We start from the raw sequence: 14619 nt of genomic DNA, 5'->3' as shown, positions 1-14619 counted from the left end.
ATTTAAATTTGGCTATTCTTAAATTATTTATGCTCGCATATCAAATGCGTATATTTAAGCATTATTAACTAACCTAAATTCTAACTTTTTATGAAAAAACTTTTACAAAGTTTGTTCATTTTGGCATTCATAGCAGGCTCTGCTATGGCACAAAATCGAACAATTACTGGTACGGTTACAGACAAGGAAGACGGCAAGCCGCTTCCGGGAGTAACTGTTGTAGTTAAAGGCACAAAAAATGGTACTCAAACTGGAGGCGATGGTAAATACGCATTGTCTGTACCCTCAGCTTCCGCGGAACTTGTTTTCTCTTACTTGGGCTACGTTTCTCAAACAGTAGCTGCTTCTGGAAACACTGTTGATGTTGTTTTACAATCCGATTCTAAATCCTTAACAGAGGTTGTTGTAACAGCCTTGGGTATTAGCAAAACAAAGAAAACAATCGGTTATTCAGAAACTACAGTTAAATCTGAAGATATTAATAAATCGGCCCCGGTAAGTATGTTGGGTGGTTTGCAGGGTAAAGTTGCAGGGGTAACGATATCAAATACTTCAGGTTCACCAGGTGGTTCAACTAAAATTATCCTAAGAGGTTACACCTCAATAAGCGGGGGTAACCAACCTCTATATGTTATTGATGGGGTTCCTTTGGACAATTCAAGCATTGGATCAGACGAGAGCTATGACTTTGGTAATAATGCCAACGATATTAACCCGAACTCTGTAGAAAGCATGAGTATCCTTAAAGGATCTGCCGCTACAGCGTTATACGGATCAAGAGGATCAAACGGTGTAATTTTGATTACTACTAAAAAAGGTACAGCAGGTAAAATGGTTGTTGATTTTTCGCACGCTACAACCATTACGCAAGTGGCATCGGTATTTAAGCCCCAATCTACTTTTGGTCAGGGATGGGATGGTACATTCATCGAATCTGAAAATGGTAACTGGGGTCCTAAGTATGATGGGCAAATGAGAACCTGGGGTGCAATAGTTGATAACTCTCAACTATTAAAACCGTATTCATTCATTAAAAATAATGTTAGAGATGCGTTAACAAACGGAACAGAGTTTAATAGTAATATTTCCTTAAGTGGGGGAAGTGATAAAACTACCTATTATTTTTCTTATGGAAATGTAATGAGTGACGGTTATCTTCCTTCTGATAATGATTCGTATAAAAGGAATAACTTTAGTGTTAAGGCAGCAACTGTAATTGGCAATTTTAACATAGAAGGATCTGTGAACTATGTTTCTAAAACACAAAAATTTGTTGCACAAGGACAAGGTATATCAGGAATTKGTTCTTCGTTTTATGAAGATATTCTGCAAATTCCGCAGGATATTCCAATTAAAGATCTAAGAGATTATAAAAACAAGTTCTTTAATGTAGACAACTACTTTACTCCTTATGCAGAAAATCCATACTATTCTATATATGAGAATGGTAGTCGTTACAAAAATGACCGTATTTATGGGAATGTTAATTTTGGCTTTACTGTAAATGACTGGCTGAAGTTACAATTCCAACAAGGAGCTGATGTTGATAATGCCGGGGATAGACAATGGCACAACAAAAATGCACCAACTTTGGGTAGTTACAATGATGGTGGAAACGTTGAAGGTGCTAAAAGAGCTGCAGATGTTGGTAGAGTGATAGAAGAGTCTATTAAAACTTTTGAATATGACTCTAAACTTAATGCGATATTCAAAAAAACCTTCTCTGATTTCGATATAGACGGAGTAGTTGGGGTTAACTATAATGACAGAGGTTCGCGTTTTCTTACTACAGCTGTAGAAGATCTGGCCATCCCGGGATTCTTTAGTCTTAGTAATTCGGCAAATAAGCCAACTAGTACAGAAACCGAAAGACACAGACGTTTGTTTGGTGCTTATGCTTCTGCAACCTTGGGGTATAAAAACAACCTTTTCTTAACTTTAGCCGGAAGGAACGACTGGTCATCAACATTGGCAACAGGAAACAATAGTTATTTTTATCCTGCAGCGAGTTTGGCATATGTTGTTTCTGAAGCATTTGATATGAAAAGCACTCCAATAAGCTTCCTTAAACTAAGGGCAAGTTATGGAGAAACAGGTAGTGATACTGATCCATACAGGGTTTTTGATGTTTTAAATGCAACCAACGTTACATTAGGTTTTGGTAACATTAGATTTCCGGTAGCTGGAGTGGCAGGATATTCTATTGCAAATACATTAAATAATGTTAACCTTAAACCAGAGCGTGTAAAAGAGTACGAGTTTGGTGGTGATATCAGGTTCTTATCTGATAGAATTGGCTTAGATGTTGCCTACTTTAATAGATTAAGGGTTGATCAAATTTTACCTGTTCCAATTGATCCTGGAAGTGGTTACTTATTCCAGATCTTGAACTTTGGTAAAGTTAGGGTGAGAGGTATTGAGGCAGCACTGAATATCAAACCGGTTAAAACAACTGATTTTAATTGGGACCTAACCTACACGTTTAGCAGGCAGCGCAATATGGTTATGGAGCTACCGGCAGGTTTGGATAAGGTTATTATTAATAATGCATATGATGCAGATTTAGTGGCAATAAAAGGAAAACCACTTGGTGTTTTTCAAGCTCCCGGCCCAGAATACTCTCCTGATGGAAAGATTGTGGTAGATGGAACCGGATTCCCTGTAGTTGCAGCTACAAATAAAGAATATGGCAATATCCAAAGAGATTACTCTATGGGATTAACAAATATGTTTACCTATAAATCTTTTAGTTTAGGCTTTACGCTCGACTATCAAAAAGGTGGGGTATTTTATTCTGGAACAGCAGATTTGTTAAATTTTGTTGGTGCTGATGTTAAATCAACATTTAACGATCGTCGCCCTTTCATTGTTCCTAACTCAGTACAGAAGATTACTGATGCGAATGGAAACCTGATCAGATATGAGGAAAATACGACCCCAATTACAGAAGGTTTGATTGATGATTACTATTATCCAACAACAAATAAAGCAATGGTATATAGTAACCGTATTCTGGATAAAACATTCCTGAAATTAAGAGAAGCCTCATTAAGCTACACCTTGCCGAAAACTATTGCGGGCAAAATAGGCGCAAACAGAGCTATTTTTACTGTTTTTGGAAGAAACCTACTTACCTGGTTACCTGAGTCGAACAGAACAATTGACCCTGAGGTTTCTAACCAGGGTGTTGATTTGGCCAGTGAGTTCGGTGAATTTAGAACGGCTCCTCCAGTAAGGTTCTTCGGAGCATCCTTAAGAGTTACATTTTAATATTTGAACGATGAAAAAAATTAATATACAATATAAACCACTGATTTTATCAGCACTGATTTTCTTAACGTTTGGATGTAAGAAAACATTGGATGTAAATGTTGATCCTAATAACCCGCCAATAGAGCAAGCCTCTCCAGAGGTGTTGTTTCCGTCGGGAATTATGGGGACAGCCGGGATTGTAGGGGGCGAGTTGACAATACTTGGAGGCATATGGTCTCAGTATTGGACTCAATCAAATGCCTCTAATCAATACAAAACAATTGATACTTATAATTTGACTAGAGTCGATCTGAATGGCCCTTATGACAGATTGTTGTCTGGATCACTTGCCGATTTCAATTTGTCTATAAAGCTGGCACAGGAGAGAAGCGATTGGAGATACAATTTAATGGCTACAGTTATGAAAGCCTACACTTATCAGGTACTAGTTGATATTTACGACCAAGTTCCTTATACTGAGGCATTCCAAGGTGCAGCGAACCTACAGCCAAAGTTTGATGATGGCTATAGTATTTATGTTGCTTTATTGGCTGAAATCGATGCAGCCCTGGCTAAAGATTTTTCAGCACCGCTAACAACCAGCCAAGCTAAAGGTGATTTTCTATTTAATGGCGACATGGATAGCTGGGTTCAATTTGCGAATACATTGAAATTAAAAATGTATTTAAGAATGGTGAATGCAAAGCCAGCTGAAGCGCAGGCTGGAATTACCAAGCTTTATGCTGATGGAGCTAACTTTTTAACAATGAGTGCTGGTATTGCTGAGTTTGAAGGAACGCCTAACAATAGTAATCCTTTCTACGAATATAATATCAGAAGATTAAATACAACTACTAACGTCCGAGCAAGTAAAACACTGACTACCTGGTTGGTTAAAAATGGAGATTTAAGAACTGTTACTTATTTTGGAACAGCAACTCCTACGGCAATGCATCAGGGTGATTTTGCTGCAACAGCTCAAGAACAACCATCATATTCATCTGCAACAGTTGCCGCTCAAGATGCAACTGATCCAGTATGGTTTATAAATGAGTCAGAATCTTATTTCATGCAGGCTGAGGCGTTAGAGCGTTATTTTGGCGGTTCAGGAGCAAAAGCTAAATATGATGCCGGAGTAACCGCTGCATTTGCAGAAGCGTCTCAAAGTGGAGGTGCGGCATTTATTGCTCCAGGAGGAAAGTATGCATATAAAAGCGCAGGCTCGTTTGAGGATAAGTTAGAGCAAATTATCGTTCAAAAATGGGCTTCGCTACCAAGATCTGGACATACTATAGAAGCGTTCTTTGAGCAACAAAGAACTGGTTATCCCAAAAACAGCCCGGTTTACTCAACAGATCCGTCTTACGATCCTGAGAACGCCGCCTTACCTAATCATAGAGGAGAATGGGTTTATGCTAAGAATGGGGTTACAGCTGGTAAGTTCCCGAAAAGGTTAGTTTTTCCTGCATCTTCGAGAGATAGAAATAAAAACACGCCAGCTGAAGTTCCAATCTATACAAAAGTTTGGTGGGGAAAATAGGATATTGATTAATAATTTAGAATAGAATCATGAAAAGATATTTAAATATAATTGCTATAGGAATTTTGGTCATGACGTTTCTGTCATGCAAAGACGATTCCTTTAACTATCCTGAAGGAACGGTTGGAATCTCAAAGGTTACTGTTTATCCTATATTAACAGTAAATGGCGACCAATATATGTTTGTGGCCAAGGGTGGGACTTATACTGATCCAGGGGTTGTGGCTAAGGTTGGTGAAGATGAAATCGACGTTAAGACCGACGGACAAGTTAATACTGCAGCTGCAGCGGTTTATACACTTACGTATTCTGCCGCAAACTCTGATGGTTTTTCTGCATCACAGGCTAGATATGTTGTTGTGTATGATACCAAAGCAGATGCTGCCGGGAATGATTATTCGGGTACTTATAAAAGAGCTGGTTTTGCTACTTTTGCGGTATGGGCCAAGGTAGCTCCAGGAGTTTATTTTATTACAAACCCTGGCGGTGCCGTAGGAAATACAGATAAGGTTGTGGCAATCAATCCAACTGGATCGACAATACAAATTCCACCGCAAGGTTCACCTATGGGCGCTTTCAGTTCCACGGTTGGAACAATGAACGGCGGCAGTTACTCATGGGCTTTGGATAATGCCGGATATGGACCTGCTGTTAGATCATTTAGTAAACAATAATCAAAATCATAAGACATGAAAAAATATACATATATACTAGCACTTTTTGTAATAATGCTTTCTGCATGTAAGAAGGATGAAGTTATTGGCGGCACTGCTGTTCAGGACATGTCTGGAGAATGGTGGGTGCAAATAGATGGTGAGGGAGGCTACTATCAGCTTATAACTTATAATACCGCAGATAATTCTTCTACTCAAATGTGGATGGATGCAAGTGGTTTTTGGGCAGGCCCTGGTCAGCATGTATCTTCTAAAATTAATGTGAACGTTCAGGACCTAACATTTTCGGCAGAAAATGCCCCTAATGTAGGAGAATATGAATCTGATGAACCATTAACAATGACAATTACAAATGGTAAGATCATTAAAAATGGCGCTATAGGTCCTTCCTCAAAAGCTGTAACAGATTCGATTTCATTAACAATTAAATTTTCTGATGATCCAGATTCTTATAATCTTAGAGGCTACCATAGAACAAAATTCTCTGGGGATGATCATTAATCCATTCAGATAAATAAAAAAAAGCCAGCCAAAATTGGGCTGGCTTTTTTATTTTAAAGAAGCCGATAGCTTATTTATGCTCAGGCTCATCTTATCCTTATATATTTCTTAGCAGCTAGAATGTTGGGACTTCACCTAGTGTCCTAAAATTGGCCATAGCATAAAGTGCGCCAAAATTATCACGGCATTTCTCTTTAATTCCTATGTAATATTTGCAACAATTTTTAATTCGTTAAAAGTCGGCATTTTTTGATATATTCGAAATCAAATCAACTTTTGCGGATTATATTCGAAATTTTGTTCTCTTTATGGTGTATTTTTTGAATTTTTGATAACATCTCTTCGTGTCATTTTATTGTCATTTGTTTTTGTGGGGCACAATAAAAATATGCTTGCATATCAAAATCGCTATATATTAGGCCATTATTAACTAACCTAAATTTATTATTTTATGAAAAAACTTTTACAAAGTTTGTTCATATTGTTGTTCGTTGCAACTTCTGCAATGGCGCAAGACCGAACAATTACTGGTACGGTTACGGATAAGGAAGATGGAAAACCACTTCCAGGAGTAACTGTGTTGATTAAAGGCTCCAAAGTTGGAACCCAAACAGGTGGAGATGGTAAGTATGCTATCTCTGTACCATCAGGTTCTACCGAATTATCTTTCTCCTACCTAGGCTACACTGTCCAAACACTAGCAATCTCTGGGAGTACCGTTAACGCAGTTCTGGAATCAGATTCTAAAGCCTTAACTGAAGTTGTTGTAACTGCGGTTGGTATAGCAAGGCAGGCTAAGTCTCTTGGTTATTCTGTTACAACTTTAAAGGGAGATGAATTAACAAAGGCTAGAGAAACAAACGTAATCAATTCCCTGGCGGGTAAAGTTTCGGGTGTTAGGGTTACTGCTCAATCAGGAACAGTAGGTGGCTCTTCTAAGATCATCATTCGTGGAGCTTCTTCATTTAACTCGGGTAGTACTTCCAACCAACCGATATTTGTAATCGATGGTTTGCCAGTGGATAATAGTTCACAGCAAGTTAATACCATTTCGACTAGTTCGGTTCCTCAGGGTAGCGCTGGATCAGATTACGGAAATAGAGCCGGAGATTTAAACTCTGACGATATCGAGTCAATGACTGTTCTTAAAGGTGCAGCGGCGACAGCACTTTATGGTGCTCGTGCAAAAAACGGAGCGATTGTAATTACGACGAAAAAAGGTAAAAAGGGACAAACTACCATTACGGTAAATTCTTCTACTCGCTTTGATAATGTATTGAAATTACCTAGTTTTCAAAACGAATATGCCCAAGGTGTTCAAGGTGTATATAGCAGCGGGCCAACTGTCAATAGCTCTAGTTTGAATGGATGGGGACCAAAAATCATTGAAGTACAAGACAAAACTTTTACTAACTACCTTGGTCAACAGATTACATTACAAGCATATCCAGATAACGTAAAGGATTTCTATAATACTGGAAAAACCTATATCAACTCTGTTTCTTTTGACGGTGGCGGCGACTCTGGTGATTATCGCTTTGGTTATACCAATACTACTCAAGACGGTATTATTCCTAATGAAAAGTTGAAAAAGAATGTTGTAAGCTTTAATGCGGGCAGAAATGTTGCGCCAGGGCTTGATGTACGAACAAATGTAAACTACACACGTACTGTAGCAGACGGTCGTCCGGTACAAAGTTCTAACAATCCAAGTGTACTTCAATCAATTGTTTATGGTCTTCCTAGAACGATCGATACAAAGGTGTTAAAAGACAACTATTTCGATCCGGTTACCAAACAACAAATTGCGCTAACACCTACAAGAACTGGTAACAACCCTTATTGGGTAGTTAACAATAACAACTTCTCAAATGTTGTTGATCGTGTATTTGGTAATGCAATAGTAACCTATAAACCTTTGAATTGGTTAACGATTTCAAATAATTTGGGTACTGACTTTTACAACGAATTTAGAAGAGGGGTAACCAGACAAGGAACAATTGGATCTTTGACAGGTGATTTCTATGCAGCAAATATTTACAATAGAATCATTAACAATGACCTGTTGCTTACTGTTGACCAAAAATTAACAGAGGATCTGAGCTTGAAAGTAATTGGTGGATACAATGTCTTTGAAAACTTCTACCGCAGAGACCTTTCAGATGCTCAACAATTAATAGCTGATCAGCTATATAATTATGCAAACGCAGGAAGTGTGGTTACCACAAATACTTCAAATCAGAAACGCATTCAAGGTGTATACGGTGACGTGGGCTTATCTTACAAAGATTATTTGTTTTTAAACGTTACAGGAAGAAATGACTGGTCGTCTACTTTACCTGCGAACAATAGATCATATTTTTATCCGTCTATAAGCTCGAGTTTTGTATTTAGTGAGTTACTTCCAAAGAGCGAATGGTTCAACTATGGTAAATTAAGAGCGAGTTACGCTAACGTAGGTAGTGATACCGATCCTTATCAAGGCGTATTCCAATATTCTCCAATTAGTGCGGCATTTGCTCAATATGGTTACGGTTCTACGTTCCCATTCAATGGAGTACTTGCGTTCAGTAGCCCAGCTACGATTCCGAACCTTAATTTAAAACCACAAAATCAGGCCTCATATGAAGTTGGTGCTGAATTGAGGTTTTTACAAAGTCGTGTTAATTTGGATGTGACTTATTATAATACGAATACTTCTGACCAAATCGTAAGACTTCCATTGCCACAATCGACAGGTTATTCTGCCGCATTATTGAATGCAGGTTCTGTGAAAAACTCTGGTGTAGAGGTTTCGTTGGGATTGATCCCAGTAAAAACACAAGATTTTACTTGGAACATGGATGTTAACTTCTCCAGAAACGTGCAGAAAATCGAATTGCCTTCCAACCTTGCTTCTTATTCACTAGCCAGCGGATGGAGCGGACTTTCAATCAAGGCAGAGTCTGGCAAATCATTTGGTATTTATGGCGTTGCTTGGTTAAGAGATGATGCAGGAAACCTGGTTATTGATGAAGCAACAGGATTGAGGAAAACAGTGAGCGACAAAAGACTAGGTAATATGAGTCCTGATTGGTTAGGTGGAATTAACAATACTTTCTCTTACAAAGGAGCTTCATTGAGCTTCTTGGTAGACATTAGAAAAGGCGGTGTGATCTATTCTAACTCTGTTTCTTCACTAAGAACAAGTGGTTTAGCTAAAGAAACATTGCTAAACAGAGGAAGAGTATTTATTGATAAAGGAGTTGTTGCTTCTGGAAGTACTTTTGTTCCGAATACAACACCGGTAACAAGTATGCAAGATTACTGGGCACAATACACCACTACAAATACTGAAGCAAATATTTTTGATGCTTCTTATGTGAAACTTAGAGAGGTAAGGTTATCATACCAAATTCCAGCTAAGGTTTTCCAAACAAGTGTTAAATTTATTAAAGGAGCTGAGATTGGTGTAGAAGGCAGAAATTTATGGATTATCCATGATAACGTTCCACACATTGATCCCGAGGCTAACTTCTTCGGAACAGAGAGTGTTGCTGAAGGGGTTGAGTTTAACTCAATACCATCAACAAGAACCATTGGTTTCAATATCAGAATTAAGATTTAATGAAAATGAAAAAAATTATATATACGTTTAGTGTCTTAACTATGTTACTGACGCTATCTTCATGCAAGAAATATCTGGATATAAATACAAGTCCAAATACTGCTGAACAGGTTGACCCGAAATTGCTATTCTCTTACGCAACGGTAGCTTATATGAATTTAAGGTCAAGTGGTGATTTGTACATTCCAATAGGATTAGCGGGTCAGTCTTTAAATGCTGGTGGAAACAACCCAACAGGTTGGTCTGGTGGTGACCCTAGTCCTGATATTTATACTTTTTCTGCAAACTTTTTCAATAACACCTGGGTATCTCTGTATGTTAGGGGTGGCGCAAACCTTCAGCAAGCGATAAAGCTTTCAGAAGCTGCATCTCCTGCAAATAATAATGCGGCAGCACAAAGTAAAGTATTGTTGGCGATGATGGTTTATGACATCACTACTACGTTTGGAGATGTTCCATTTACAGAAGCCTGGAAGGCAGAGATTCTATATCCTAAGTTTGACGATCAGAAAACAGTGTTGGAAGGAACACTGGCACTTCTTGATCAGGCATTAGCACAGTTTGATGAGGCAAGCCCATTAAAAATTGGAGCTAATAATGATGGGTATGATCTGCTTTACAAAGGAGATATCGCTAAATGGAAGAAACTAGCTAAATCTTTGAAGCTGCGTACCTTATTAACAATGGTGGATAAAGATCCTTCTAAAGCTGCGGCTATTGGAACATTGGTAAATGACGCTGCACAAGCGATGGTAAATGGTGTAACAGATAATGTTGCCATACCATACCAGGACGTTCCTAATAAGAGAAACCCGAAATATGCAATTAGCCTTCAATACAATGGTGGAAAGAACTTCTTCTTTGCCAGCAAGCCAGTTGTTGATATTATGAATGCTGCTCCATCTGTTGATCCTCGTCTTCCGAAGTTTTTTGATAAGCCTGCAGGGCAAGCAACGTATATTGGTGTTGTACCTGGAGCAGACGCAGTTGATGCTATTAATCCGAGGATTGCTGCTTCTTTGCACTCTCCTGCTGCACCAGAAGTGATGTATACTTATCAAGAGCAGTTATTTGCAGAAGCCGAAGTGTATGCAAGAGGATTGGGAGTTCCAGTAGATTTGGGTAAGGCGAATACGTTATTTAAACAAGGGCTCGCAGAATCATGTAAATTCTTTGGTGTGAGCGCTACCGAGGCGGGTGTATTCTCAACATCTTTTCCAGCGTTTAGCGGACAAGCTAATGCGGTGTTGACAATTCATGAACAACAATGGGTTGATAAAATGGATCGAGGTCTAGATGCCTTTACGCAATGGAGAAGATCTGGAACGGACGGAAGTGAAGTTCCTGTGCTTACACTACCTATAGGTGCACCTGCCGGTCCAATCTTTAGAAGGTTTGAATATCCAATTACGAATGAGATATCTAATAACCCTAATGCGCCGAAAACAACTGTAAGGTATAACGAAAAAATGTGGTTTGATTTATAATAGAAATATGAAAAAGCTTATAATATTACTCTCTCTGACTGCAGTATTTTTCCTGCAGTCATGTGAAAAGAAAGGTCCTGGAGATAACTATGATTTCAGTAATAGCCTTCCTGCTTATGTAGCACTAACTAGTACAGCAACAAAGACTATCAAGGAAGGTGCATCAGGAACATTCACATTTACCTTAAGAACATCAATTCAGCAAACAGTTAAAGTTACCTACAAAGTTGAAGGGGCATTAAATTTGCCTAATCAAACGGTTACAATTGCCAGGGATGCACTGACTTCTGTAGCAACTGTTGCTGTTCCAGTAGGAGTTATTGTAGCTCCAGCAACCACTGCTACTGCTACATTAACTTTAGTTAGTGCTGCAACCGCAGACGGAAATGCGCTGACAATTGGCTCTAAAAATGATGCTAGCAGTCAAAAAGTAACAATTAACATTACGAAATAGAAGTTAAAGTTTTAACATAAGGGTTGTTCAATTAATGAACAACCCTTTTTTACCTACTACCACTGCCCGGTTATCATCCATATGCCCAATAGGGAAATTAAACCATACCGGATACTCATATTCCTTCACTACTTCCCATATTATTTCTTCAGGCGATTGTCCAAAAGGAATTTTCTCTTCAGGCAACTCATTAAAAGCCCCAACAATTAATCCTTTTAGTTTATTCAGTTTTCCTGCCCGCTTCAGCATGTGCATCATGCGATCTATTGCTGCCGGACGTTCCCCTATATCTTCAATAAATAAGATCTTATCCTCATAGTCGACTTCAGAAGCTGAACCAATCGTCATCACCAATAAAGTAAGGTTACCACCTATCAAAATCCCTTGCATATATCCCTCGCGATTCAATGGTGATGGATGGTAATCATACCTTATTTCCTCACCAAATAGCGCAGCCTTCAAAGAAGCTAAAGACTCGGGTGTGGCCTCGTTAAACGTATAAGGCATCTGTCCATGGATACTTTGAATGCCATATTGAGCGTAGATGTGACAAAGCAATACTGTGATGTCGCTGAAGCCGACAAGCCATTTGGGATACTCAACAAATGTGCTAAAGTCAAGATCATCTACAATTCGAATACAACCATACCCCCCTCGTCCAGCAATGATTGCTTTCACAGTGGGGTCATCTAAAAAAAATTGAATATCCTCTGTACGCAGAACATCATCACCAGCAAACTGGTGGTGCTCAGCATGAACGGTCTTCCCGATAATTACTTCCAAGCCCCAGGATTCGAAGAGTTGTACCGCTGAGTCTATACCTCTTGGAAGTTTGCTTGCTGGGCAGACAATCGCAATTTTGTCGCCTTTTTTTAAATATGCTGGCTGTTTAATCATTAATAAAACACTTATCTTTGACAAAATAATAAAAATAGTTTTGGATAACAGTAAAATAAAKAGATATACCGTTACGGCTGCGCTGCCCTATACAAACGGACCTGTACATATTGGACATCTTGCCGGCGTTTACCTACCTGCAGATACCTATGTAAGGTATTTGCGCTCGAATAAAAGAGATGTAAAGTTTATTTGCGGATCTGACGAAAATGGAGTTCCGATTACCTTAAAGGCAAAAAAAGAAGGAACTACCCCGCAGGCTATAGTAGATAAATACCACAAAATTATTGGCGATTCCTTTAAAGAACTTGGTGTTTCTTTCGACATTTATCACCGTACATCTTCTTTAATGCATCATCAAACTGCTTCAGATTTCTTTGAAACACTATATAATAAAGGCGTTTTTACGGAAGAAGTAACTGAACAGTACTACGATGAAAAGGCACAGACTTTTTTGGCCGACAGGTACATTACTGGTACTTGTCCTAAATGTGGAAATGAAAATGCCTACGGCGATCAGTGTGAAAATTGCGGAAGTACTTTAAATGCAACGGATCTTATCAATCCTAAATCTACTTTATCTGGAGAGAAACCAGTACGCAAAGAAACAAAGAACTGGTTTTTGCCGCTTGATAAATACGAGGATCAATTAAGAATCTACATTGAAAGCCACAAAGAGTGGAGACCAAATGTATACGGACAATGCCAAAGCTGGCTTAATGCGGGCCTACAGCCTCGTGCGATGACCAGAGATTTGGATTGGGGTATTAAAGTTCCGGTTAAAGGTGCAGAAGGTAAAGTTTTGTACGTATGGTTTGATGCGCCTATTGGCTATATTTCGGCAACAAAAGAGCTATTTGAATATGCTCGTTTGGGTATCTGGAACCCTAAAGCTGAAGAATATTACATTAACCAAAACGAGGTAGAAAATGGCAACTGGGAACAATACTGGAAAGATGATGAAACCAAGCTTGTTCACTTTATAGGTAAAGATAATATCGTATTCCATTGTGTTATTTTCCCCGCAATGTTAATGGCCCACGGCGATTATATATTGGCGGATAATGTACCTGCAAATGAGTTCCTGAATCTGGAAGGTCAAAAAATATCGACCTCTAAAAATTGGGCAGTTTGGCTTGATGAATATTTGGTTGAATTTAAAGATAAGCAGGATGTTTTGCGTTACGTTTTAACTGCTACAGCACCTGAAACAAAAGATAACGACTTTACCTGGAAAGATTTTCAGGCAAGAAATAACAATGAACTGGTTGCCATTTTAGGTAACTTCATTAATAGGGTGGTAGTTTTAACCCATAAGTATTTCGGAGGGAAAGTTCCAATGTGCATGACTAAAACTCCGGAAGATCAGCAAGTGATTGATGATTTGGCTGCGTACCCTGCAAAAATCAGCGCTTCGATTGAAAATTATCGCTTCAGAGAGGCTTTATCGGAGGTAATGAATGTTGCTCGCTTAGGTAATAAATACCTGGCAGAAACGGAGCCCTGGAAGGTAATTAAAACAGATGAAGATCGTGTTCGTACCATCTTAAATATCAGTTTGCAAATTGCTGCTACTATAGAAATTTTGATTGAACCGTTTTTACCATTTACTGCCGATAAATTGCAGAAAATGTTGAACTACGGCGGTCATTTATGGGAAGATGCCGGTAAAATGGGCTTGTTGAAACGCGGACATCAGCTTAATGAGCCTGTGTTACTATTTGATAAAATCGAAGACGAAACTGTACAAGCTCAAATAGATAAACTTAACAAGAGCAAAGCTGATAATGTTGCTGCAACAGCAACAGTTGAGCCTGCTAAGGAAAACATCCAATTTGAACAGTTTACAGCAATTGATATCAGGGTAGCTACAATTGTAGCAGCAGAAAAGGTTGAAAAGACCAAAAAGCTATTAAAGCTAACGCTTGATACAGGTATAGATCAAAGAACGGTTGTTTCTGGCATCGCCGAATATTATAAACCAGAAGAAATAATTGGGAAACAGGTTAGTTTGGTTGTAAACCTTGCCCCTCGTGAAATTAAGGGTATTCTATCTCAGGGAATGATCTTAATGTCTGAAGATTCGGATGGCAAACTGGCTTTTGTATCGCCAGTACAAAATCATAGCAATGGTAGTGTGATTCGATAATCGAATCACACTATTATTTTACATTGAATGACATTTCTCTCCAGCCGTCAGTTGCATC

Annotated in this window: 9 protein-coding genes; 8 read left to right on the top strand and 1 reads right to left on the bottom strand. The window is 38.7% G+C overall.

Annotation, left to right across the window (positions count from 1 at the left end):
• Positions 1-90: 90 nt before the first annotated feature.
• The 7 genes from AC1DDX_RS00860 to AC1DDX_RS00830 all read left to right on the top strand — a co-directional run bounded on the left by AC1DDX_RS00860 (position 91) and on the right by AC1DDX_RS00830 (position 11515).
• Complete coding sequence (locus AC1DDX_RS00860; RefSeq protein ID WP_477621710.1) at positions 91-3270, top strand: SusC/RagA family TonB-linked outer membrane protein; 3180 nt, start codon at positions 91-93, stop codon at positions 3268-3270.
• A 10-nt stretch (positions 3271-3280) separates the two neighbouring features.
• Positions 3281-4792, top strand: coding sequence for a SusD/RagB family nutrient-binding outer membrane lipoprotein (locus tag AC1DDX_RS00855; protein WP_288881415.1), 1512 nt, complete (start codon positions 3281-3283; stop codon positions 4790-4792).
• Between the two features lie 29 nt (positions 4793-4821).
• On the top strand, positions 4822-5466 hold the full coding sequence (locus tag AC1DDX_RS00850) for an immunoglobulin-like domain-containing protein (protein WP_288881417.1): 645 nt from the start codon (positions 4822-4824) through the stop codon (positions 5464-5466).
• 15 nt (positions 5467-5481) lie between these two features.
• Positions 5482-5967 carry a lipid-binding protein gene (locus AC1DDX_RS00845; protein ID WP_048908074.1) on the top strand — a complete coding sequence of 162 codons (486 nt, stop codon included), beginning with the start codon at positions 5482-5484 and terminating at the stop codon, positions 5965-5967.
• Positions 5968-6418: 451 nt separating this feature from the next.
• On the top strand, positions 6419-9574 hold the full coding sequence (locus AC1DDX_RS00840) for a SusC/RagA family TonB-linked outer membrane protein (protein WP_337717113.1): 3156 nt from the start codon (positions 6419-6421) through the stop codon (positions 9572-9574).
• 5 nt (positions 9575-9579) lie between these two features.
• Complete coding sequence (locus AC1DDX_RS00835; protein ID WP_172662403.1) at positions 9580-11061, top strand: SusD/RagB family nutrient-binding outer membrane lipoprotein; 1482 nt, start codon at positions 9580-9582, stop codon at positions 11059-11061.
• 7 nt (positions 11062-11068) lie between these two features.
• A complete protein-coding gene (locus tag AC1DDX_RS00830; protein WP_172662404.1) occupies positions 11069-11515 on the top strand; it encodes a hypothetical protein in 447 nt (148 codons plus the stop codon).
• A gap of 27 nt (positions 11516-11542) precedes the next feature.
• Here AC1DDX_RS00830 and AC1DDX_RS00825 read toward each other — a convergent pair whose 3' ends face one another.
• Positions 11543-12412, bottom strand: coding sequence for a S66 peptidase family protein (locus tag AC1DDX_RS00825; protein ID WP_288881426.1), 870 nt, complete (start codon positions 12410-12412; stop codon positions 11543-11545).
• Between the two features lie 40 nt (positions 12413-12452).
• Between AC1DDX_RS00825 and metG the strand changes: the two genes are divergently transcribed.
• The gene (gene metG / locus AC1DDX_RS00820) at positions 12453-14561 is read left to right on the top strand and encodes a methionine--tRNA ligase (RefSeq protein ID WP_477621709.1); all 2109 of its coding nucleotides are present in this window, start codon (positions 12453-12455) and stop codon (positions 14559-14561) included.
• Positions 14562-14619 lie beyond the last annotated feature (58 nt).

It is taken from the genome of Pedobacter sp. 10L46_2, from assembly GCF_056395165.1.
The sequence above is the reverse complement of the archived record's forward strand: the minus strand, read 5'-3'. Positions and strand labels throughout refer to the sequence as shown.